Here is a 22,355-nt window from a genome sequence, read left to right as displayed (position 1 = left end):
AACCGTCCAGGTTATCCGCCGCGCGGCCGGCTTCTTCTGTCGGCCGGCCTGACGAAGCGACTCTCGATCCGGCGCCCATCCGACAGTTACGGCGAGAAGCGTCGCTTCGTACCGGCAACCTCTCGGAACGGACGAGTGTCAGGCCTCGATCAGCTGGAGGCCGGGAGGGCATGAGCTAGGAACGAGGCGAGTTCGTCGCGGCGTACGGGTTCCTCCGGGCAGTAGTTGCGGCCCGGTGTCTTGTTGCAACCCTGGGTAACGCCGGCGGCCGGGATTGCCTCCACCGCAGCGGCGTAGTACGACTCCGCGGGCACGTCGTCGAAGACTCCGGTGGGTGTTTCCACCGGAGTCAGTCCGTCGAAGGCGCTGGTAAGGAACAAAGCTATGTGGGCTCGCGTCACGTGTTCCTCCGGCCGGAACGTCCCGTCTGGGTAGCCGACGCTGATCTCGAGTTCGGCCAAGCGTTCCACGTAGGGCCTGTACCACGAGTCGTCTGGAACGTCCGTGAAGCGCGACGGTCCCGATGTTGAGGCGACCGGTTCGCCTAGAGCGAGTATCAGCAACGTGGCCATCTGGGCTCGCGTGACCGGCCGGTCGGGGCAGTACAGTTTCAGCTCGCGATTGCAACCGCTGGTGATGCCCCGGTTGGCGAGGAACTCGATGTTCTCCTCGTGTCTGTTGTTCTCGTCATCCGCGAACGTCCCGACATAAGGGTTGCCGACCCACACGCGGAACCGGTCGCCGACCCTTTCGGTGACCTCGACCCTGAATCCTTCGACAGTCAGCTGATCACCCGGACCGTATACGTGGTCGGTCAGGTCCTCGATCTCTTGATCATTGTCCGGGGGCGGCGGGACCTGCTGGGTTCGCCGGCCAAGGCCGGTGCATGTGAGCCGATCCGGATTCGCCGGTGGAGATTCGGGGCTGCAGGCAGAGGCGCGCTGGTCGACCCGGTAGGCCTCCACCCCCGAGGCTGGAATGCCGGCGTCATAGCCCGAGGCCACACGAGCACCCATTGAGATGAATTCCCCGGGGTTGCCGGTCGGTAGCACCAGCATCTGTGTGCCGGAGATGCCGATCGGCGCCAGAACGTAACTGGCGATTCCACCGTCGTGGACAGCCACATCGTCGGGGTCGATCCAACCGGCCGCGTACCTGTTGACCGCGATGGTGCCGGCCACCAGCCCGTGCCTTCGTAGCTCCCAACCGTGCGGGCTGCCACTGATCATGTCCATGGGGTTGTCGTACTCATCGATATCTATGTCGATCTCGAGCAGCGCTTCACTGGTCTCTGGCCGGTTGCCGCCGAACGAGTGGGGCCAGCCCAGCGCGTGGCCCACCTCATGGGCCACGACATCCAGGCGGATGTCGTCTGGGTAAGTGCAGTCGGAGCAGTAAGCCGAGACGGGCAACACAGTTTCCGCCGTCAGCTGAACGGAACGGCTGTTGTCGGGGAAGGCTCCGGCCGACACGGTCCACGTGCCATCGACATGGGAACTGTTCTGCCGCCCAACCCCTCCGGAGCTGACAGCCTCCTCCTTGTCGAGAACGATCACCGCTCCCTGCGCACCGCCTTCGGAGACTTCCGCCACCCGGTCCTCGCACTCGTAATCACTGGCGCGTGGTGATTCGTGAGTGGGGTCGGCCTCAACAACGCCGCCGACTACGAACTCAGGTCGGTACCGGCCACCGGACAGCCAGGCGAAGTACGGGGTTATCTCCCGGTTCAGAAGCGTGGCGGCATCCGCCGCATCGACCGGCAGGTCGCCGTCCGCAACGTCGCACACCCACACTTCCCAGGTGTCGGCGCCGAGTGTGTACGACCGGGCGAACCGGTGATCTGCGATCAGACCCAACGGGTCATGGTCATCACCGTTGGCGGTTCCCCATGCGGTACCGAACAACCCGCGACCGGCGTCGTTGACCGCCGCGACTATCACGCTGTACCGCTGGTAGTCGACGAGGCCCGTGATCCGGTATCCACGTGCGTCCGGACCCAGGCCGTTCCCTGCCCTGGTCCACAGCACCTCTTCGGCTTCCTCGTAGGTCTGAGTCGAGCGATCCTTTTCGAGTAGGTACCAGACCTCGTAGCCGTTTACCGGAGCGCCGCCATCATCGACGGGGGGTGCCCACTCCACAGTCACCGAGCCGGGTTCTTCCGCGCTCACCGTCGTTGTGGAGGGCCTAGGTGGCGGCCGTACCTCAGGTGCCGCCTCACCCGGCCGCGCCAGTACGGAATCCTCGGACCATTCCCATTGATCGTCACCGTATTGCGCGATGACGGTCAGCTCATACCAGACCCCGTTGGTCAGGTCTCGCACCCGCGCCTGCCGGTTGTCCGGACCCACTTGGCTCTCGTGCTGGTACGACCACCATCGTGTTTCTGCTGGTTGGGCGCCTGCCTCCGCAGCCGAAGGGCGGTAGACGACCGTGTAGCCATCAGCTTTCGGCCGGCCCGAGGGCACATCCCAGGCCAAGGTCACCGATCCGTCTGTCTGCCTGACGACACGAATATTCACCGGCCGGGCCGGCTTCTCGGACTCATCGGACTGAGCCGATGCCCCAGACGAAGACGCGAACATCACGGCGGCCGCGACGAACAGGAAGACCGCCGTCTTGTGGAACTTGTAGTGGGTGGTTCCGCGCATCGTTCGGCCCCGCGTACGTCCGCTACGCGATCACAGAAAACCTCTCGGGACCGAGGTGTGCCAGGTGCGGGAGAAGTGGGGTTTGCCGTCGGTTCGGACCTCTGACGCCGTGACTGCGTGGTAGGAGTCGGGGTTCCCCACCACGCGGGTAGAGCTTCTGACCTCGGTTCGGGAAGTCCCGTGGTCGACATCGAAGCGGAATGCGGCCTCGACACTCGAGTTGGCCGGGTCGGACCGGTCGGTGGTGACCTTGAAGTCCGTGTGGGTATGGATCCGTGCGCCGTTGTCGTTGGTGGAGTCGCCCCCCATCGAGATCACCACGCTCACCTCGGTACCCGCGAGGTCCTCCACCAGGTCCCATCGCGTCGGCTCGGCGGTCCCCAGCGGATCGGGCGGGGGATGGGCCGGTCGGTAGTCAGGAGGGGGGAGGCCGGAGTCGGGACGGCTCACCACCGGGAGGCTGATCCTGGAGGGGTGGTCGGTGTCCATGTGGATGGTGTTGACGGCGTTCTGCGGCAGGGGCCAGACCAGCGGGAAGTCCGAACTGGAGATCATGACGCCGATCCGGTGGCCTGCCTCGAACGTGTAGGACACAGCCTCCAGTTCGATGGTGACCTCGGTGACCTCGTTCGGCACGAGCGGCTCGGGGTCGGTCCTGGAGTTTCGTTGGGTGGCGTTCTTGATGGCCCTGGACACCAGCGCCCAGGGACCGTCGGGATGTACGTCGATCAGCTTCACGGAGAAGGCGGTGATCTCGGCGGTCGAGGATACGAAGAGGGTGGCCGCGGGGAAGCCGGTCACCTCGCAGCTCTCCTCGAGTGGCTCCCCGAGGAAGACCACGGACCCCGCGGCATCACGACGCTGGTCGATGGGGAGGCCGACGTCGGCGCCGAGCCCCGTTATCAGACCCATGGTCGAGATGCCCACAGCCGGGTCGTAGGTATATGAGACGCGGTCCTCCTCGCCTTCCGACAGCGGGACGCCGTTCAACCGCCCGTCGGGCCGGAGGTGGAGGGCCTCGTCCGTGGCCCGGGCGAGCGGCCACGCTGCCTCCGAACGCCAGTAGCCGCCGGCCGCTTCCCGGCGAGCCTGGGGGCGGTCATAACCACGCACCCAGAGGCTGACGGGAGGTTCGTCCGCAATGCCGGTGTCTTCCCCCTTGAGGTGCTGGTCGAACCAGCGCACGATCTCGTGAAGGTGGTCGAACCGTTCTCCAGGCGTCCCGATGTTGGGGGCTATGTGGAGGTAGGGACCCATCATCAGCTTCTTGGGTAGGTCCGGGCTCAGGCCCATGTACATGTAGAACGGGTCGGAGACGAAGATGTCATGCCACCCGCCGAAGATGAAGGTGGCTGCCCGGATGTTCTCGAGCCCGTAGCGGACCGAGCCTTCGTGCCACACCGGACCGTCCACCGGATTGCGGATCCAGGACTCGAGCCAGGGCTGGTTGGCGGCGAGGTGCTCGTCCCAGATCTCCAGCCACGCGCCTTCCGTATCGGGCGCGGGAGGCGCCCCTGACAGGGCGGTCATCATGGCGTTGTATGCGCCCGTCCAGATGGAGGTCTGCCACATCCCTCCCGGATGGCTGTTCTCGTAGAGGTCCCATCCGGCGTAGATGGGGGCGATGGCCTTGAGGCTGGGCGGCGCCTGGGCGGCGGTGAGCAGGGACGAGTACCCGCCGTACGAGACCCCGGTCATCCCTACCGCCCCGGTGCACCACGGCTGGGCAGCCAACCACTCCACCGCGTCGTAGCCGTCCTCCCACTCCTGCAGGCGGAGCATCCGGTCGCAAACTCCGGCCGAGGCGCCGGTTCCCCGCACATCGAGCAGGGTGGTGATGTAGCCATGGGCGGCGTAGTAGTTGGCGCGTTCCACGGTCAGGGCGCGCAGCAGGTCGTCCTTACGGTACGGGTAGTACTTGATGATCACCGGGGCGGGATCGTCCGACTCCGGATAGAACAGGTCGGCGGATAACTCGACACCGTCCCGCATCGGGATACGAACGTTGGCCCGGGTCCGGGCCGGGCCGGGTCGTTCTTCAAGCCAGGTAGTCATAGCCTGCAAGCTACACCAAAGCCCCGACGGCTGCCGGCTCCCGTCGAACCGGCGGCTGCGCCCTTCACCTGCTCCGCGAGCGTCCTAGCACTGATCTGTAGCCTCACGCGAACCGCGTACGGGTTGATAGATGTCATAGGATGTGATACATTGCGGTTAATACTCCCCGCCGTCCCGGTCTTCGGACTTGAACTGGCGGGGATTATCTATGAGTGAACAATTCTCGAGAGATCGAAGTACCGACAGATGGCTGATCGGGTAGTCCTGTTCGTGGACTATCAGAATGTCTACATGGCCGCTCGCGAAGTATTCCATCAAGCCCGGGCGCCGCTATCCGTTGTCCAGAGGCGGTCGATCGGTATCGCCAGAATGCGGTCTTCGGGTTGGGTGGTCCACTCACCGGTGTGGAACACGACCCCGACCCTGAACCGGTCACCGAGTACACGACTGGCTCCCCGTTTCTTACATGAATGGCCTGTCATTCGTTACACGATTGGCCGGCTAGAACGTGGATCGGGCTGGGATCGCGTCGGCGGATGTTGGTCCTCCTTCAAGCCTGGCAGCTGTGTCTGATGGGTGTCGCCCAGTGCTCCCCGCCGTCGCGGTCTCCGGACTTGAACCGGCGGGGACTATCCATGGGGATCAGCTTACGTCGAAGGAGCTGAGATTCCCCGAGAACGAAGCGCCCCGCTGCGAGTTACTGAACCGAGCGATGGCAGGCCGCTTCGTCGAGGGGCTGCCGGTCATGCGACCCGGCTGCGTTCAGGGAAGGGGGTCGTCGGAGGCGAACTTCCGCAACACGTTGGCGGTGATCCGCGACACGTTGTTGTCGTAGTCGTTGTGGGAGAGGCAGGCGCTCCAGGCGATCGAACCGGTGGTGAAGACGGCCCCGCCGTTGGGATACTCGAAGAGCACCATGTCCGCCCGCACCTGATCGTTGGTGGTGCCGGTCTGCTCGGAGTTCATGTGCATGACCTCCTCCACTACGTGATGGAAGCTGTCGTCGAAGTCCGTCGCCGTGGCCACCACCAGGGCGTGATCGGGCGTTCCGAGAGCTGGATCGGCCCGGTCCATCTCGTAGCCGGCCGCCCCCCATCCCAGGTTTAGGGTGTCGAAGTCGCCTATCACCTCATCGTCACCGATCCCCTCGAAGATGAAGGCAGCCCTCGGATCGAGGCTATCCGGGAGGCGCCGGTAGGCCGAGTTGGTTCCGGAACCGCCCTGGGCGGTCATTCCCACGCCCACCAGGCGTTGCGGCGCCCAGCCGCGGAACCTCCACAGGCCGCCCGGCTCCCCGGTGGTGCTGTGGTGGCTCTCCGCGAAGTCGGTCCGCCACGACCCGGTTCCGTTCCAGCGGCGCACCTCGATGACGTGGGGCCGCTCGGGATCGACCGACGTGATCCAGTAGAGGCCGTTGCCGCCCAGGTACATGAATCGCCCCCCGGCGTTGAGGTAGGCCTCAAGGGCGATGAGCATGTCCTCCGTCCAGTACTCGGGGTGGGCGTCGGACATCACCACGTTGTATCCGGACAGCAGGTCCAACCCATCGAAGTGGATGTCCTCGTCAGTGATCAGGTCGAACTCGAATCCCTGGCTCTCCATCCAGTCCATCTGGTGGAGGTCGGCGGACAGCAGGACCGGCGCGCCCAGACCGGCGCCGACCGTCCGCTGCTTGTTGTTGGGCCGGAAGTTGACGATGGGCTTGCGGCTCGACGAGTAGCAGATGCCACTCCCGTCGGTGTGCAGGTCGTAGAGCCCGCCCAGCTTGTTGTCGACCATGTAGTGCTCGTGGGGGAGGAGCGGGAACTCCACCTCCATCCCCTTACCCTCCAGGTACTCGATGAGCACGGGGTTGTTGGCCAGGTGCTCGTTGGCGTAGGCCAGGAAGGTGTAGGTCCCGAGCAGGAACGCGATCTTGGCGGTGGGTTCGCCGGTCCTGGGCCGTACCGCGAACGGGATGTAGTCCTCGGCGTCGTCGGTGGTGAGCCGGAAGGCGTACATGGCGCTTCTCAGGTCCTCGGGTACGACGTACTCGAAGTCCGTCTCCCAGCGTGCGTCGTCCAGGTCGTCGTCGTTGAAACGGATAGCCGCGTACTCCTCGGGGGCGTGCTTGAAGTCCATGTTCCGGCCGGCCCAGTTGTGACCGGTGACCGCCCGGCCCGGCATGTTGAGGGCCTCTCCGTGCAGTCCGTTGGGGGAACCGTCGGTGACGGTGGCGGTCGAGAAGTCCCGTCCGAAGTCCCATGCGCCTACCAGGTCCGGATCCCCCGCCACGGAGGAACGGTCCTCCCTGAGGGCGGCGATCTCGTCCGGTCCGAGCGCCCGCCCGATGATGGTCGGGTTGTCGATCTTGCCGTTGTAGAGGCCGCCGACCGTGCCCGGGACGTTCTCCGGACCACGGCTACAACCGCCGATGATCAGGCCGGCGCCGGTCCGTCCCGGCCCACCCGCGGCCGCTGCTCCGGCCTCCGCCGCGGTGTCCTGCAGTGGCCATTGGTCGAGGGGCGTCTGGTAGACACGCATCGAACCATCATCCGCGTCGTAGACACCGGCGGCGAAGTACCACTTGGCATCCCGCATGGCCACGCCGGTGCTGACCTCATCGACGGTCTCGCCGTCACCGATCCGGAGGGACAACGCGCCCTCCCCGTCCACGAACAGCCCGTAGCCGGTGTCCGTGTTGCAGTCCCATTTGGTGACCAACCCTTGCCGACCCTTGCCTACGGTGGTCGGGTAAATCCATGCCTGGATGGTGAAGCTCCCGTCCAAATGGAGCCGGGGATCGTCGGGCACTGCGACGAAAGAGCCGGGGTGGAGTTCCTGAATCCTCCCCGGGTACTCACCGTTGGCGGGTGAGTCGAGGTCGTCGATCTTGGATCCCGGTCCGTCAGGGTTGTCGTCGCCGTGGTTCACACGGACCAACTGGGCCCGGAAGGTCTGTGCCTTGCAACTGACCTTGAAGCTCACCATCTCACCGGGCTGGGCCCTCAGCCTGTCCGCATAACCTACGATCTCCACTTGTCAACCTCCTGAACCATGGTCAGGACCAGGATAGGACGTAGCTCGGGACGCAGACCAGAATCTCGGGTCCGGGATGCCTCAACCCAGGTTGTACCAGTCCAGAGCCTCCGGCGTCAGGAACTCACGCAATCCGTTCACGATCCACCGCTGCCCCTCGTCCTGGAAGGCGTACACGTCCTCGGAGCGATGGCCATCCGGTGTCCCGCGGGCGAAGATCGTCAGGATCAGGAAGTCCGATCCGTCCTCTCCGGCGCCGGTCTCGATCCTGGCGTACAACCGCCCCTGCCGCTTCCCGGTCCCGTCTGACATGGGGTACTGGGTGATGATCCGCATCGCCTCGAGATCAGGTAGATACGAGCCCTGGTTTGCGGAGAACATTCGTACCACCCGGTCCAGCCCGCCCGGACCGTCCCAGAGTCCCTCCGCCCGCAGCTGGAAGCGGTAGGAGATCTCGCACTGGAGCGGCTTGAACTCGCCCAGGTCGGTGTCTGTCACGAAGTCGACGAGGCCTTGCAGTGACTCGGCGAAATCCGAGCGCACCGAGGCATAACCCGGATAGGGGGTGACCGCTCCGTTGCTGGTGCTCTCGAGGGTCGCTCGCCAGTTGCGGGCGAACCAGTTGCGCTGGACCTGTACCAACCCGCTCCCGTCCTCACTGCTGAACCACCGGCGGATGTTCGTTATCGGGCTGGCGGACGGTAGAGCGGCCAACCCACCGTCCGGGTCCTCGATAAACGGTTTGTGGGGGGCCTTCTCCTCGTCGGTGGGGAACTGCTCGGCGTACTTCTGGTCCCACAGATCGTCCAGTTCGTAACGGAGCATGCGGTGGAATTCCTCGAATCCCACGCTCAGCGCAACCTCGACCAGCGCGGTGGTGGACGATCTGTCGAAATCTACGGGCACGCGTACTCCCACGGTGTTGTTGATCGGTGCTCCGGGGAGGATACCAGTGACCCTTTCTCAACCACTGCCCGCAGCCCCGCACCGTTGTGCACCAGGGTTAGGCTGGCGGTGTGTCGGGCGGTCCACCAGTGCCGTCCTCGGGCAGACCGCCGGAAGGAGAGCGACCATGGGAGTTTCCGGCCGGGTAGCGGTCGTCACCGGCGCCGCATCGGGTCAGGGCCGCGCCACGTCCCTGCAGCTGGCCGGTGAGGGCGCCCTGGTGGCCGCGCTCGATGTCGACGCCGCAGGACTCGAGAGTCTCGTGGACGAGGTATCGGCTACGGGAGCCCGTTGCCGCGGACTCCAGGTGGACGTGTCCGATGCGGAAGCCGTGGCGACGGCATTCGCCGAGATCGAGGCCGACCTGGGCCGAGCCTACGTGCTGGCCGCCGCCGCGGCGATCTACCCGCCGGGGGTTTTCTCCCACCTCCGCGATCCCGAGGAGACCGCCAGGATCTTCGACGTGAACCTGATGGGGGTCGTCCACTGCGCGAGCGCCGCAACCAGCCAGATGATCGAGGAAGGCCGCGGGGGGCGGATCGTCCTGTGGTCTTCCATAGGCGCCGGCGCCGCCATAGCCGGCCACGCCGCCTACTGCGCGGGCAAGGCGGCCATCGAAGGACTTGGCCGGGCACTGGCCGCCGAGTTGGGGCCCTACGGGATCACCGTCAACACGATCGCTCCGGGGGCCATAGACACTCCGATGCTCGGTACGCCGCCCGATCCGGCCTACTTCGAGGTCCTGCCCGCCGGCCGGGCCGGAACGCCCGAGGAGGTGGCGCACCTGGTCAGCTACCTGTGCTCGGACGCGTCGGGGTTCATGACCGGGGCGGTGCTGGCTCTGGACGGAGGCCTGAGCGGTGTCAACGGAGCCGTAAGGCCGGAGGTGTGACAGAGGCGGCCGGCGCCGGTCATCGGAAAGCCGATCCACATCAGGAGGTTCAACCATGAAGAACGCGGTTACGGTTACCGGCCTCGTCCCGGCCGACCGGATCGGTCGTACGCTTCCCCACGAGCATCTCTTCGCCACGATGACCTATGCCTATCCGGCCAGCGGCGAGGAGGCATACCGGCCCATCACTATCGACCGGCTGGGTGAGATCCGCTCCGACCTGATGACGAACGCCAACAACATCCATCTCGACAGCAGCTGCGGGCAGGCGATGGAGTTGAAGAAGGCAGCCGATGCCGGCATCGACACGCTGGTCGAGTTGACCACCGAGCCCATCGGGAGGAACCCCGAGAGGATGGTCGAGGTGTCCGAGTTCACCGGCGTCAACGTGATTTCGGGAACGGGCCAGTACCTTGCCCACCACCAGCGCCCGTGGGCCCTCGGGGCATCCAGGGAGGAACTGGCCGAGCTGATGATCCGCGAGTTGACGGAAGGGATCGGCGACACCGGTATCCGTACGGGGGTGATCGGGGAGATCGGGCTCTTCGAGCCGGTTCGTGCCGCCGAGCTGAAGGTTCTGGAGGCGGCAGTCCTGGCTCAGCGTGCTACGGGCGCGCCTCTATGGGTGCACCTGATGAACGTTCCGGTCGTCGACGATGCGCTGGCCGTCTTCGACGAGTATGAGCCGATCTACGAGAAGACCGCCTTCTGCCACATGGACTTCGACATCCGCGATCTCACCCGGCACGAGCGGGCGATGGACCGGGGCATCAGCGTGGAGTTCGACTTCTTCGGCTCGGTGTGGCTACCGGTCGATCACTACATTCACTGCCCGACCGACCCGCAGCGGCTGGCGGTGCTGGCCGACTGGTCGGATAGAGGCTATGCCGATCGCGTGCTCATCAGCCACGACGTCTGCACCAGGGTCCAGTTCACCTCCCACGGGGGTTACGGATACGCCTACATCCCCACGATCGTTCCGGGATTGATGGACCAGATGGGTATCGACCCGGAGTTGTTGGACATCTGGATGATCGACACGCCCCGCCGGCTGCTCGCCTGGGCGGACTCCTGACTCTCACGAGCCGATGGCCGGGATGCGGCGGTACGCTCTAGACCATGGAGGATGGAGCAGACTGGCTCGATGAGATAGCCGCCGACTCACGGTTCGCTTGGGCGAGGCCCACGCCGACCACACTCGAGACCAAGCTCAGGCCGGACCTTCCTTGCCGGGTGATGATGTCCCCGGCAGGTTCCGATCCGGTTCTCTTCCTTGCCATCGGGACGAACGGCACCCACAACTACTGGCAATGGGCCACGCTGGATCGGGTGACTTCCTCTCCGATGCCCAAGGAGGCGGCCCTGGCAGGCCTCATGAAGATCATCGACCTGACGATGATCACGTCCAAGAGCGGAGTGGTCCCCAAGCTACTGAACGCATGAGGCTGGTAGACACCATCCCGGGTACAAGAGCGCAGGCGCCATAGCCGGGACGCGGATACAGATCATCTATTCGATCGGTCAATAGGCGCTTGCCGGGCCGAGAACGCCTATCTCCTCTCGATCAGCCTGCCGGACAAGTATTTGTGGATCACACTGGACAACAGTGTCTGATAGGGCATCCCTTCTTCCCTGGCCCGGGTGTGAGCAAGATTGAAGTCGCGTTCGGTAACCCGCAGGTTCACGCGCTTGGTCTTGTTGAACGTATTGCGAGCCGCCTGACGCGCTATCTCGACTTCGCGTTCAGCGCCGGGGGCGGAGCGCAACTCACCTCGCTCGAAGCGGTCGAGAATCTCGCGTTCTTCCGCACTCATTTCGTGGTTCACGATTATTGCCTCCTCCCATAGTCCCTCATCGCTTTCCGGCTCGGAGAGCGGGCCGGCAATCAGCGCCAGTCGAGTAGGACGCCGATCATGTCGCGCTCGGCGGCGTCGAGGTCGGCGTATGCGGCATCTATCTCCGCGGCGGGATAGGTGTCGGTGTGCATGGCTTCCAGGGGGAGCCTTCCCTTCGAGTGGAGCTCGAGCAGGAACTCGATGTTGGCAGCGCATGTGAAGCGGGTGAGACGCCGTGACGGGTCCTCGTAGGGAGCGTTGCTGGTACCGAGGATCGAGGCCTGCTTGTTGTAGAAGTCGGCCGAGAGGAGGGGTCCCACATCCTCGGGGTGCAGGGCGATGGCCACCATGCGGCCCTGGTCGTCGAGGATACGCATGCCCAGGTCGAGTGGGGCCGGGCCGACTGCCGCCTCGACCACCACGTCGATTCCGAATGGCTGGAAGCGCTCCATCAACGCGTCCTCGAAGCCGTCCTCGGTGGGGTCGAGGACCAGCGCTTTGGGTAGCGCGGCCGCCGCCCGGCGGCGTCGGTCCGGGCTGATCTCGAGACAGGTCAGGTAGGCGCCGATGGCGTCGGCCACCAGCGCGGCGCCGAAGCCGATCAAGCCGAGACCGATCACCGCCACGTTGAGGCCCGGAATGAAACCGCCCCGGCGGAGGGCATGCAGCCCGAGCGTCGGAAGGTAGGCGAACGGTCCGACTTCGGTCGGAACGCCGTCCGGCACCTTGACGGCTTGCCACTCCCGGGCGTCGAAGATGGGCTGGTGCCTGGCCAGGGCGAAGACCCGGTCGCCCTCGGCCAGCGAACGTACCCCCTCGCCGACCTCGACCACCTCGCCGACGAGGTTGTACCCGCAGTTGACCGGGTACTTGGCGCCCGAGGGCTGGTTGCGGCCGGTGATGCGGTACTCGGGTATCACCCCCATACCCTCGGTCGTGGCCGCATCGATGTCGGCAAAGCTGTCCCACACCTCCTCGACCATGGGCTCCCCGCGGTAGAGCCGTAGCTCGGTACCCGGGCTGATCAGGCTGACCAGGGTGCGGATCCGGACCTTGCCGGGTTCCACATTGTCGGGAATCGTGACGGGGACCCAATCGAACCGGCAGGGCGCCACGATAAGCGGTCGGTCTACCTCCATCTCCCTACCCCTCCTCTACACGGGATCTTCGGGGAAGTAACAGTGCACCTCGTGGCCCTCGACCGGGATGTCGGCGGGAGGGAACTCGCCCGAGCAGACCTCGTCTGCCTTCCAGCACCGGGTCCGGAAAGGGCATCCGCTCGGAGGGTGCCGGGGGTTCGGGAGGGTGCCTTCCAGGATGATCCGCTCGCTGCTCTTCGTGATCATCGGGCTGGCCGAGAGTAGGGCCCGCGTGTACGGATGGAGCCGGTGGTCCCTCACCTCGGCGACCGGGCCTTCCTCGACCTTGCGGCCCAGGTACATCACCGCCACGCGGTCGACCAGCCAGGAGACCGCCTGGATGTTGTGGCTGATCAGGATCACCGAGAGGTTGAGGGCATCGCGCAGTTCCGCCAGCAGATTGAGGATCTGGTTCTGGACGCTGACGTCGAGGGCCGAAGTCGGCTCGTCGGCCACCAGCAGGGAGGGGTTCAGCGAAAGGGCACGGGCGATCGCCACGCGCTGGCGCTGGCCTCCCGACAACTCGGAGGGGAGCTTGTCCGCCGCGTCCCGTGGAAGGTGCACCATGTCGAGTAGCTCCTGCACACGGGCGTTCCGTGCTGCCTTGTCGCCGACTCCGTGGATGATCAGCGGGTCGGCCAGAGTGTCCCTTACCTTCAGACGGGGGTTGAGGCTCGAAGTCGGATCCTGGAAGACGATCGCAACCTGGCGAGCGAAGTGGCGGCGGCGCCATCTGGTCGGCTGGGCCCAGACATCGGTTCCGTCGTAGATGATCCGCCCTCCGGTGGGTCGGATCAGCCCGACCACGCAGCGGGCCACCGTGGACTTGCCGCATCCCGACTCGCCTACCAATCCCAGAGCCTCGCCGGGGGCCACCGTCAGCGAGAGATCCTCCACCGCGTGGACCTTCTGCCGTCGAGGAGCCCGGTAGTGGTGGACGAGATTCTCCAGCCGGAGCAGGACGTCGGGGCCGGTGGTCGCGCCCTCCCGGCCGGCAGGGGCGGTGACGGTGGGAGCGGGTCCGGATGTCATCCGGCGGCTCCGTCGGTAGCCTCGGTTCCTCCGACCGGGAAGTAGCAGGCCAGGTCGTGGCGGTCGCCGGCGGACTCCAGGGGTGGGGGAGTCTCGGTGCACGGGTCGCCGGCGTTGATGCATCGCTCGACGAACCGGCACCCGGCAGAGAACTCGAGGGGACTCGGAACGACCCCGTCGATCGAACGGGCGGGCCGCTCTCTCCCCTCCAGGCTGACGATCGAACCCAGCAGCCCCGCCGCGTACGGGTGCCGGGGGTCGCGGACCAGCTCCTCGGTGTGCGCCACCTCGACCAACTGTCCGGCGTACATGACCATGGTGCGCTCGCACAGTTCCTTCACCAGGGCCAGGTTGTGGGTGATGAGGATGGTCGTGAACGACAACTCGGCCTGCAGCGATCTCAACAGCTCGACGATCTGGGCCTGGACGGTCTCGTCCAGGGCGGTGGTGGGCTCGTCGCCGATCAGGATGGAGGGTCGCCGGGCGAGCGCCATGGCGATCAGCACTCGCTGGCGCTGCCCGCCGGATAACTGGAACGGGTAGGCAGCGGCTATGGCCTTGGGGTTGGGCAGGTGGACCAGTTCCAGCAACTCGTACATGCGCTCACCCCTGTGGTCACTGTCAAGCCGGAGCGCCTGCCGCAGTTGCGCCCTGACCGTCATCCCGGGGTTCAGGCTCATCAGCGGGTCCTGGTACACCATGCCTATCTCCCGGCCCATCAGATTGCGGCGCTCCGTGGGAGACAACCGGAGCACGTCCTGGCCCTTCCAACGGATGGAACCCGTGGCCTCTACCAGACGCGGTAGCAGCCCGATGACGGACAGACCGGTCAGCGTCTTGCCGCACCCGGACTCGCCCACGATTCCCAGGTTCTCGCCCTCCAGCACCGAGAACGACACCCCCGATACGACCGGTGTGTTCCCGTAGGCATGCCGGATATGGATGCTGAGGTCCTCGACCTCCAGGATCGGATCACCCGCCGCTGCGTTCATCACTGCCCCAGCAGGTGCCGTCTACCGCCGAGGCGGTCCGCCATGCTCTCCGCCACCGTATTGAGTGCCAGCACCGTGAGGAAGATGGCAAGACCGGGGAAGGTCGTGTACCACCAGGTGCCTGCAATCAGGTACTGGGAGCCGCCGTAAACGAGATTCCCCCAGGTGGGAGCGGGGGGAGGAAGACCGGCTCCGAGGAAACTGATGGAGGCTTCCAGGATGACCGCATCCGCCGCCACCAGGGTGAAGAACACCAGCAGCGGCGTGGCGATGTTCAGGGACACGTGCCGCAGCAGGATGCGGAGTTGGGAACTCCCCATGGCCTTGAGGGCGGCGACGTAGTCCTCGGACAGCTGGTCGAGGACCGCGGCGCGGATGTAGCGGGCCATGATCGGGGTGTAGACGACGGTCAGGACCAGCAGCAGGGTCCGGAATGACTGACCGAATGCCGACGACACCACTACCGCCAGCACGACAGCCGGGAACGCGAACTGTATGTCCACCAGGCGCATCAGCACGTCGTTGATCCACCTGAGTTTTCGACTCCGGGATGTGGAGGCGGCCACCATCCCCATCGTTCCTCCCAGGATGAGGGCCAGCACGGGGGTCAGGACGGCCACGAGAGCCGACATCCTTGACCCATGGATCACCCTCGAGAGGATGTCCCGAGCGATCTCGTCGGAGCCGAAGATGTGATCCGGCCAGTCGGGCCCGGTGTTAGGAGAGGTCAGCCCCACCATGTAGGGATCGTACGGAGACAGCCAGTGGGCGAATATCGCCACGAGTATGACGAACACGACCCATGCCAACCCGAGCTTGGCCCGGAATGGCAGCCTCCCCATCTTCAACGGACCGGCGGGAGCAGCCTTCATCGCAGCCTCGACCGACTTGGGGCCGAACCTGATCCGTGGCTGGTGTTCGGGGCTGGGGTCGCGTGCTTCGGTCACGTCACGAATTCTCGCGGGCGCTCGGCTTGAAGATGATGAACGCCACGTCGGCGGCCAGGTTGGAGAGGACGAACATCAACGCGCCGACCATCGCGATCCCGGTGACGATGTTGAAGTCGCCGGTTGTGGCTGAGTCGATCATCTTCCAGCCCAGGCCGCGGAGGTTGAAGACCCTCTCGACCAGCACCACGCCGCCCAGGATGTAGCCGGCCTGCAATCCAAGCACGGTCAACGGGGCCACCAGGGCGTTGCGAAGAACGTTCTTGCGGACGATCGCCCGGTCCCGCAGTCCTATCCCGCGTGCCGTACGTACGTAGTCCTTCTCCAACTCGTCCAGCGCCGAAGAACGCACCACGCGGGTCAGGAATCCGCCCACGGGAAGGGCTATCGACAATGAGGGGAGGGTCAGGGACCTCAGCCATCCGATCTTGTCCTCGGCGAAGGGTACCCAACTTCCGGCGGGGAACCACGTGAACCCTATGGGGTTCGCCAGGGCGAATGTCAGAATCAATAGCAGAGCCAGCCAGAAGATCGGCATCGAGAGTACCCCCAGCGTCACCGCCCTGACTGTGGAGTCCCACCAGCTGCCCGCGAAATAGGCGGAGCTCACCCCCAGTACGAAAGCGATCAGGGTGGCGAGGAACAACGAAATCGCCGCCACCGATAGCGAAATGCCGATGCCCTCGCCGAGGATGGTCAAGACGGGCCGGTCGCCATAGATGCTCAGGCCGAAGTCGCCGCTGGAAAGGTCTCCGACGTACCGCCCGTAGCGGATGAGTACCGGATCGTTGAGCCCGAATTCCTCGGCGAGTTGCTCGCGGGCCTCGTCGCTGGCGTACAGCCCCAGGCCTGCGTAGCGAGCGTCGACCGGAGAGAACTCCAGCATCACGAACACGTAGAACGTGATGCCGAGGATGACCGGTAGGGCTTGGAGGAGACGTTGCAGTACGAGCCTGCCCACGGCTCCCATCAGGCCCTACCGGCCTTTACCGATACCAACCCGATATCGGCTCGGTTGCTACTTGATCTGCCGAGCCGGCCGGCTATTCGCCGGACGGATGGACGCCGAACATCGTCATGCCCAGCGTCTGAGGCATCTGGTAGCCGGCTACCGACTTGTGCCAGGCGTGGGCTATGGGCTGGAACAGGATCGGAACCGCACCGGCCTCGGTAACGAGTATCTCGTTGGCCGCCGCGTACAGGTCGTTCTGCTTGTCGAAGTCCGGTTCCTCCAGCGCCTGGTCGAGCAGGTCGTTCAGCGTCGACGGCACGTTTTCCGTGGCGAAGCTGGCGTTCTCCGCCCAGCCACCCCACCAGCCGCGGAACAGGTTGTCCGGGTCGTAGGTGAACACCTCGAAACCGATGGTGGCCACCCAGGCGTCGTACCGGGCGGGGCCGCCGCCCTCGGGCCGCATGATGTCGGACACCCAGCGGGCGTCGATCGAGTCCACCAAGAGCAGCGGGTCGAAACCGCCCAGCTGCATCGTCTGGGCGAGCAGGGGCGCCTGCGGGTAGACGTACGCCCACTCGACAACACCGAGCTGGAATTGCACCGGCGCATTGTCCGGGTCGTATCCGGCCTCCCTGAGCAATGCCTTCGACTTCTCAGGGTCGTAGTTGTACTGCATCTGCGGTTCCCGGTACCGGTCGCTCTCTGGAGGGAGCGGCGAGCGGGCGATCCGACCTTCGCCTGCCAAGCCGATCTCGATCAACTGCGGCGCGTCGATGGAGTACATCACTGCCTGGCGCACCAGCTGGTTGTCGAAGGGGGGCTTGGTGGTGTTGAAGAAGATCATCTCCAGGAAGGTGGTCTCCCGAGCAACGCCGAGATTGAGGTTCGGCGAGTCTTCGATAGCCCGGTAGAGCTGCGGCGACACGCCGTCCAGGATCTGCACCTGACCGGCCTCGGCCTGGGCGATCCGGCCCGAAAGTTCAGGAATGACCAGATAGGTGATGTCCTTGGCCGCCAGGGGTTGGGGACCCTCGTATCCGTCGTACCGCTTGAACGTGTTGATCTCGGTGTCGAACGGGCCGTCGACCATCATCGAACCCGAAGAAGGCGTCGGCGCGAACGAGTAGTCCATGCCGCCCATCGCCTCCACTACCGCTTCGGGATAGGCATTGATGCCGGAGATCCGCTGGAACAGGACGTCCTCGGGGATCGGCTGGGTGAGGTTGAACCGGAGCTCGTCGTCGGCGACGACCTCGACCGACTCGATGAACGAGATGTATGCCGTGAAGGGCGACCCCAACTCCCTCTCGGGCGCCAGGCGGTCGAATCCGTACGCGATGTCGGAGGCCTTGATCGGCGAGCCGTCGGTGAACGTCCGGTCCGTCCTTACCTTCACGCTATAGGTGGTGCTGTCGACCTGCTGGGGCATCTCGGCCGCCAGGCCCGGAATCAACGACCGGTCGGGAAGCTTGATCAACAAACCCTCGAAGTTGTGCTGGCCCGAGGCGAGGGCGCCGGCGGTGGTCCGGTTGTTGTCGAGCGAGATCCACCCGCCCACCTGCGCGAGCGTGATGCTCTCGAACTCCGCCGGAGCATCGGCCATCATTGCCGTGGTGGTGGTCTCCTCCGCCATGGCCGCCTCCGTGGTGGCGGGGGCTGCGGCTGCCGTGGTGGCCGGGGCTGCGGTGGTGGCCGGGGCTGCGGTGGTGGCCGGAGTGTCGTCCCCTCCGCATGCTGCCAGAACGGTCGGAGCAACGGCGCCCACCCCGATCATGAGACCGCTACGCCTCAGAAACTCTCTTCGGTCCATTGATTTGGGCACAACCAACTCCTCCCGCTTGGGATGCCACGTCCGGCAGAATATAATAGGTGGAGATGTCAGTCGGCAACTTATCCCGTTCTGCTTTCTAGTGTTTATATGTATTGGTTAAGCAAAACAGTTGGTTCGCGTTTGAACTACCGGGTTACGGATCTATTTATCGCCAATACCATTATTAATATGGTAACTCATCGAATCTGAGTCTTCTCAAGGCGTTCATATGGTCGGATCAGCAGGTAACGAGTTGCGGATAGGTGTCGACATCGGCGGCACCTTCACCGACCTCATGATGGTCGGCCAATCCGGCCAGGTCGAGATCGGCAAGGTGCTCACCACTCCCGATCCGTCACTAGGGGTCGAGGAGGTGCTGGAACGGACGCTCGATCGTTCGGGCTATACCGGGGCGTCGGTCCGCCATCTGGTCCACGGAACCACCCTGGTCACCAATGCCATCATCGAACGCAAGGGGGCACGGACGGCTCTGCTCACTACTTCGGGGTTCAGGGATTCCATAGAGATCGGCCGCGAGCATCGCTACGAGCTGTACGACCTGAACCTGGAGCATCCCCGCCCGCTCGTACCGCGCCATCTCCGCTTCGACGTCCCGGAGCGAACCCTGACCGACGGGACGCAGGCCGTCGAACTCGGCAAGGACTACGTGACGCGCCTGGTCCGTGAGTTGGCCGGCGCCGGCGTGGAGGCGGTGGCGATCTGCTTCCTCCACTCCTTCACCAATCCCGATTCGGAGGAACGAACTCGCGATGTGGTCAGTGGAGAGGCCCCGGGAATGCGGGTCTCCCTTTCCTCGGAGGTCGTTCCCGAGATAGGCGAGTTCGAGCGAGCGTCCACGACCATCGCCAACGTATACGTCCAGCCTCTGGTCGAGGACTATCTGCATGGTCTCCGCAGCCGCCTGGAGAGAATGGGTTTCGAGGGGCAGTTGTTCGTGATGCTCTCCAGCGGCGGTGTGGCAACCCTCGACACCTGCGTCCGGTTCCCGATCCGTCTCCTGGAGTCGGGTCCGGCCGCCGGAGCACTGGCGGCGGCGGCGGTAGGGACGGCCATGGGCCGCGACTCGCTGCTGTCCTTCGACATGGGGGGTACCACCGCCAAGCTCAGCGTGGTGGACGGGGGCGAGCCGCTCGTCACCCACGATTTCGAGGTGGACCGCCGCTATCGCTTCAAGAAGGGCTCCGGTCTCCCGGTGAAGGTTCCGGTCATAGAGATGATCGAGATCGGCGCGGGCGGGGGGTCCATTGCCAGGGTCGACTCCCTGGGGCTGCTCAAAGTGGGTCCCGACTCGGCCGGCGCCGATCCCGGACCGGTCTGTTACGCCCTGGGCGGGAACTCCCCCACGGTCACGGACGCCGATCTCGTTCTCGGCTACCTGGACCCCGATTACTTCCTGGGGGGCGCCATGAGGCTGGACGTGGCCGCTGCGGAGGCCTCCATCGCCCGAAGAATCGGCGATCGGCTGGGGATGTCGGTGCCCGAGGCCGCCTGGGGGGTTCACCAGGTCGTCAACGAGGCCATGGCCAACGCCGCCCGGGTCCACGTCGTGGAGCGGGGGAAGAACCCTAGAGCCCTGCCGGTGGTCGCCTTCGGAGGCGCCGGACCCGTCCATGGCTACGGCGTAGCCGAGTTGTTGGGCAGCACCGAGTTGGTGCTGCCGTACGGCGCCGGCGTCACCAGCGCGATGGGGCTCCTGGTGGCTCCGCTGGCGTTCGACTTCGTGCGGTCCTACTACGGGAGGCTCGACGAGCTGGATTGGGGTGCGGTGAACGGCATCTTCGAGGAAATGGAGCGGGAAGGAACCGACCTTCTGGTCGAGTCGGGCGCCGGACCCGACGAGATCACTCACACGAGGACCGCTGACATTCGCTATGTGGGCCAGGGCCACGAGATACGGGTTCCGGTCCCCGACGGGACGCTGACGGTCCGCCAGCGCCGAACGATGTACGAGGAGTTCGACCGGGTCTACCAGAGCCTTTACGGCCGGGAGGGGCCTCCGGTCGGGCTCGAGGCCCTCACCTGGCGGGTGGTGAGCCGGGGACCACGGCCCATGCCTGTCGAGACGGCCAGGGGCGACGTGACCGGCGATGCGGAGTCGGCCCGCAAGGGTGAGCGGCCTGCCTTCTTCCCGTCGGTGGGGGGATTCGTGACCACGCCGGTCTACGACCGCTACCGGCTGGGTCCCGGCTCGACCATGGCCGGGCCGGCGATCATCGAGGAGCGGGAGTCCACCGCCATCATCGGGCCGGGTGGCCTGGTGCGCGTGGACGACAGGTTCAACATCGTCGTCTCGCTGGGAGGGGCAGCATGACCACTCGGACGGGTCTGGATCCGGTCCTCATCGAGGTGCTCTGGAGCCGGGTGCTTTCGGTCGTCAACGAGCAGCAGGTGGCCTTGCAGCGAACGGCGTTCAGCACCATCGTGCGAGAGACCCAGGACCTGGCCTGCGGGGTCTTCGACACCAACGGTTGGATGATGGCCCAGTCGGTCACCGGGACCCCCGGGCACATCAACGCCATGGCCACCGGCGTGCGCCACTTCCTGAAGGAGTACCCCCCGGGCAGCCTGAGCCCCGGCGACGTGTTGCTCACCAACGATCCCTGGATGACCGCCGGCCAGATCAATGACATAACGGTGTTGACGCCGGTCTTCAAGAACGGCATCGAGGTTGCCTACTTCGCCAACACCTGCCACGCGGCCGACATCGGCGGGCGGATACTCTCGGCCGAGGCCCGGGAGGTGTACGAGGAGGGTCTGCGCATCCCCATCATGAAGCTGTACGACCGGGGCGCCATCAACCAGGATCTGATCTCCATCGTCCGTGCCAACGTCCGCACCCCTGACGAGACGGTGGGCGATCTGTATGCCCAGACCTCCTGCAATGACGTCGGCGCCAGGGCGCTGCTCAGCTTCATGGACGAGTTCGATCTCGACTCGATCGATCCCCTCTCCCACGAGATCATCACCCGCTCGGAAGAGGCCATGCGTAGCGCCATTCGGGAGATTCCCAACGGCGTCCACGAGCACGAGACCTGGAGCGACGGCTTCGAGGAGCCGATCCTGATCAAGGCGAAGGTGACCATCGAGGACGAGGACATCCTCATCGATTTCGCCGGCTCGTCGCCGGAGAGCGTCCGGGGAATCAACGTGGTCTTCAACTACACCCACGCCTACGCGTCGTTCGCGATGAAGGCGGCCATCAGCCCCGATGTCCCCCACAACGACGGCGCCTTCCGTCCGGTGCACGTCTCGGCCCCTCCCGGGTCGATCCTCAACTGCCTGGAACCGGCTGCGGTGGCCTCCCGGCACATCATCGGCCATTTCCTGCCCGGTGTCGTGTTCGGGGCGCTGGCGGAGGCCCTGCCCGACCGGCTCATGGCGCCCGGCTCCGACCCGATCTGGATCTCGATCTGGCGGGGGAGGCCCCGGCGGTCGGACGACCGGTTCACCTTCAGCCTTTTCCAGTGCGGCGGTGCCGGGGCGCGGGCGTCCAAGGACGGCCTCAACACGACAGGCTTCCCCAGCGGGGTGGCGGGGGTGCTGGCCGAGTCCGTGGAGACCCTCACGTCCATGGTCCAGCACCGGCGGGAACTACGCACCGACTCCGGCGGAGCCGGCAAGTTCAGAGGCGGGCTGGGCCAGTGGACCGAGATGAGCTGTGTCACCGACGAGCCATGGACCGTGTCGGGCATGGTCGATCGCATCTCCTACCCGCCCGAGGGGCTGCTGGGAGGAGGGTACGGAGCGGCCGGCGAGTTCCGGATCGACGGCGCCAAGGAGGCCCAACCGAAACGCCTGCTGGTGCTCGACCCCGCCAGCCGGGTCCAGCTCAACCTGCCGGGCGGCGGCGGTTACGGAGATCCGTTCACCCGGGACCCCGAGGCTGTCCTATGGGACGTTATCGAGGGTTACGTCTCCGTGGAGGCGGCGAGGCGTGACTACGGCGTGGTGGTCGAGTACCTGGGCGAGGACGGCCAACTGGTACGTCTACCCGCCGACTACCGCCTCGACCTGGAAGCGACCCGAAAACTCCGCCACGCCGGGTAACTCGTTACCGGTAGGGTCGGCG

General features: G+C 65.4%; 17 protein-coding genes. 5 read left to right on the top strand and 12 right to left on the bottom strand.

Translation table 11 applies throughout. The annotated features are described in order from the left end of the window. Window positions 1-149: 149 nt before the first annotated feature. The 5 genes from OXM57_08880 to OXM57_08860 all read right to left on the bottom strand — a co-directional run bounded on the left by OXM57_08880 (window position 150) and on the right by OXM57_08860 (window position 8,627). Window positions 150-2,648: a fibronectin type III domain-containing protein gene (locus OXM57_08880; GenBank protein MDE0352794.1), complete on the bottom strand. Its 2,499-nt coding sequence runs from the start codon at window positions 2,646-2,648 to the stop codon at window positions 150-152. 30 nt (window positions 2,649-2,678) lie between these two features. Next, window positions 2,679-4,703, bottom strand: coding sequence for a CocE/NonD family hydrolase (locus tag OXM57_08875; protein MDE0352793.1), 2,025 nt, complete (start codon window positions 4,701-4,703; stop codon window positions 2,679-2,681). 156 nt (window positions 4,704-4,859) lie between these two features. Beyond that, entirely contained in the window at window positions 4,860-5,018 is a 159-nt protein-coding gene (locus tag OXM57_08870) for a hypothetical protein (protein MDE0352792.1), read from the bottom strand. Between the two features lie 447 nt (window positions 5,019-5,465). Next, on the bottom strand, window positions 5,466-7,721 hold the full coding sequence (locus tag OXM57_08865) for a LamG domain-containing protein (GenBank protein MDE0352791.1): 2,256 nt from the start codon (window positions 7,719-7,721) through the stop codon (window positions 5,466-5,468). 81 nt (window positions 7,722-7,802) lie between these two features. Continuing rightward, window positions 7,803-8,627, bottom strand: coding sequence for a hypothetical protein (locus tag OXM57_08860; GenBank protein MDE0352790.1), 825 nt, complete (start codon window positions 8,625-8,627; stop codon window positions 7,803-7,805). 166 nt (window positions 8,628-8,793) lie between these two features. Here OXM57_08860 and OXM57_08855 point away from each other — a divergent pair, with 166 nt between their 5' ends. Genes OXM57_08855 through OXM57_08845 form a run of 3 tightly spaced genes read left to right on the top strand, consistent with a single transcriptional unit; the run spans window position 8,794 to window position 11,001 of the window. Continuing rightward, on the top strand, window positions 8,794-9,558 hold the full coding sequence (locus OXM57_08855; protein MDE0352789.1) for an SDR family NAD(P)-dependent oxidoreductase: 765 nt from the start codon (window positions 8,794-8,796) through the stop codon (window positions 9,556-9,558). A gap of 55 nt (window positions 9,559-9,613) precedes the next feature. Next, window positions 9,614-10,633, top strand: coding sequence for a hypothetical protein (locus OXM57_08850; GenBank protein ID MDE0352788.1), 1,020 nt, complete (start codon window positions 9,614-9,616; stop codon window positions 10,631-10,633). Between the two features lie 44 nt (window positions 10,634-10,677). Next, window positions 10,678-11,001, top strand: coding sequence for a hypothetical protein (locus tag OXM57_08845; protein MDE0352787.1), 324 nt, complete (start codon window positions 10,678-10,680; stop codon window positions 10,999-11,001). A gap of 107 nt (window positions 11,002-11,108) precedes the next feature. On the opposite strand, the gene OXM57_08840 is transcribed toward OXM57_08845, so the two are convergent. From OXM57_08840 to OXM57_08810, 7 genes are all read right to left on the bottom strand, one after another. Next, entirely contained in the window at window positions 11,109-11,384 is a 276-nt protein-coding gene (locus OXM57_08840) for a hypothetical protein (GenBank protein MDE0352786.1), read from the bottom strand. Window positions 11,385-11,443: 59 nt separating this feature from the next. Further along, on the bottom strand, window positions 11,444-12,532 hold the full coding sequence (locus OXM57_08835; protein MDE0352785.1) for a zinc-binding dehydrogenase: 1,089 nt from the start codon (window positions 12,530-12,532) through the stop codon (window positions 11,444-11,446). Between the two features lie 15 nt (window positions 12,533-12,547). Next, on the bottom strand, window positions 12,548-13,564 hold the full coding sequence (locus tag OXM57_08830) for an ABC transporter ATP-binding protein (GenBank protein MDE0352784.1): 1,017 nt from the start codon (window positions 13,562-13,564) through the stop codon (window positions 12,548-12,550). Then, window positions 13,561-14,556, bottom strand: a complete 996-nt coding sequence (locus OXM57_08825; GenBank protein ID MDE0352783.1) for an ABC transporter ATP-binding protein — start codon at window positions 14,554-14,556, stop codon at window positions 13,561-13,563. Before OXM57_08825 ends, OXM57_08830 begins: the two co-directional genes overlap by 4 nt. Further along, the gene (locus OXM57_08820; GenBank protein ID MDE0352782.1) at window positions 14,556-15,503 is read right to left on the bottom strand and encodes an ABC transporter permease; all 948 of its coding nucleotides are present in this window, start codon (window positions 15,501-15,503) and stop codon (window positions 14,556-14,558) included. The genes OXM57_08825 and OXM57_08820 overlap by 1 nt, the downstream gene beginning before the upstream one ends. A 1-nt stretch (window position 15,504) precedes the next feature. Continuing rightward, on the bottom strand, window positions 15,505-16,464 hold the full coding sequence (locus OXM57_08815) for an ABC transporter permease (GenBank protein MDE0352781.1): 960 nt from the start codon (window positions 16,462-16,464) through the stop codon (window positions 15,505-15,507). An 82-nt stretch (window positions 16,465-16,546) separates the two neighbouring features. After that, window positions 16,547-18,277: an ABC transporter substrate-binding protein gene (locus OXM57_08810; GenBank protein ID MDE0352780.1), complete on the bottom strand. Its 1,731-nt coding sequence runs from the start codon at window positions 18,275-18,277 to the stop codon at window positions 16,547-16,549. 217 nt (window positions 18,278-18,494) lie between these two features. On the opposite strand from OXM57_08810, the gene OXM57_08805 reads away from it, so the two are divergent. Together OXM57_08805 and OXM57_08800 are read left to right on the top strand one after the other, a co-directional pair. Further along, complete coding sequence (locus OXM57_08805; protein ID MDE0352779.1) at window positions 18,495-20,597, top strand: hydantoinase/oxoprolinase family protein; 2,103 nt, start codon at window positions 18,495-18,497, stop codon at window positions 20,595-20,597. Further along, window positions 20,594-22,333, top strand: a complete 1,740-nt coding sequence (locus OXM57_08800; protein MDE0352778.1) for a hydantoinase B/oxoprolinase family protein — start codon at window positions 20,594-20,596, stop codon at window positions 22,331-22,333. Before OXM57_08805 ends, OXM57_08800 begins: the two co-directional genes overlap by 4 nt. The last annotated feature ends 22 nt before the right edge of the window (window positions 22,334-22,355 follow it).

It is taken from the genome of bacterium (genome assembly GCA_028820935.1).
Lineage (GTDB): Bacteria > Actinomycetota > Acidimicrobiia > Spongiisociales > Spongiisociaceae > Spongiisocius.
The sequence above is the reverse complement of the archived record's forward strand: the minus strand, read 5'-3'. Positions and strand labels throughout refer to the sequence as shown.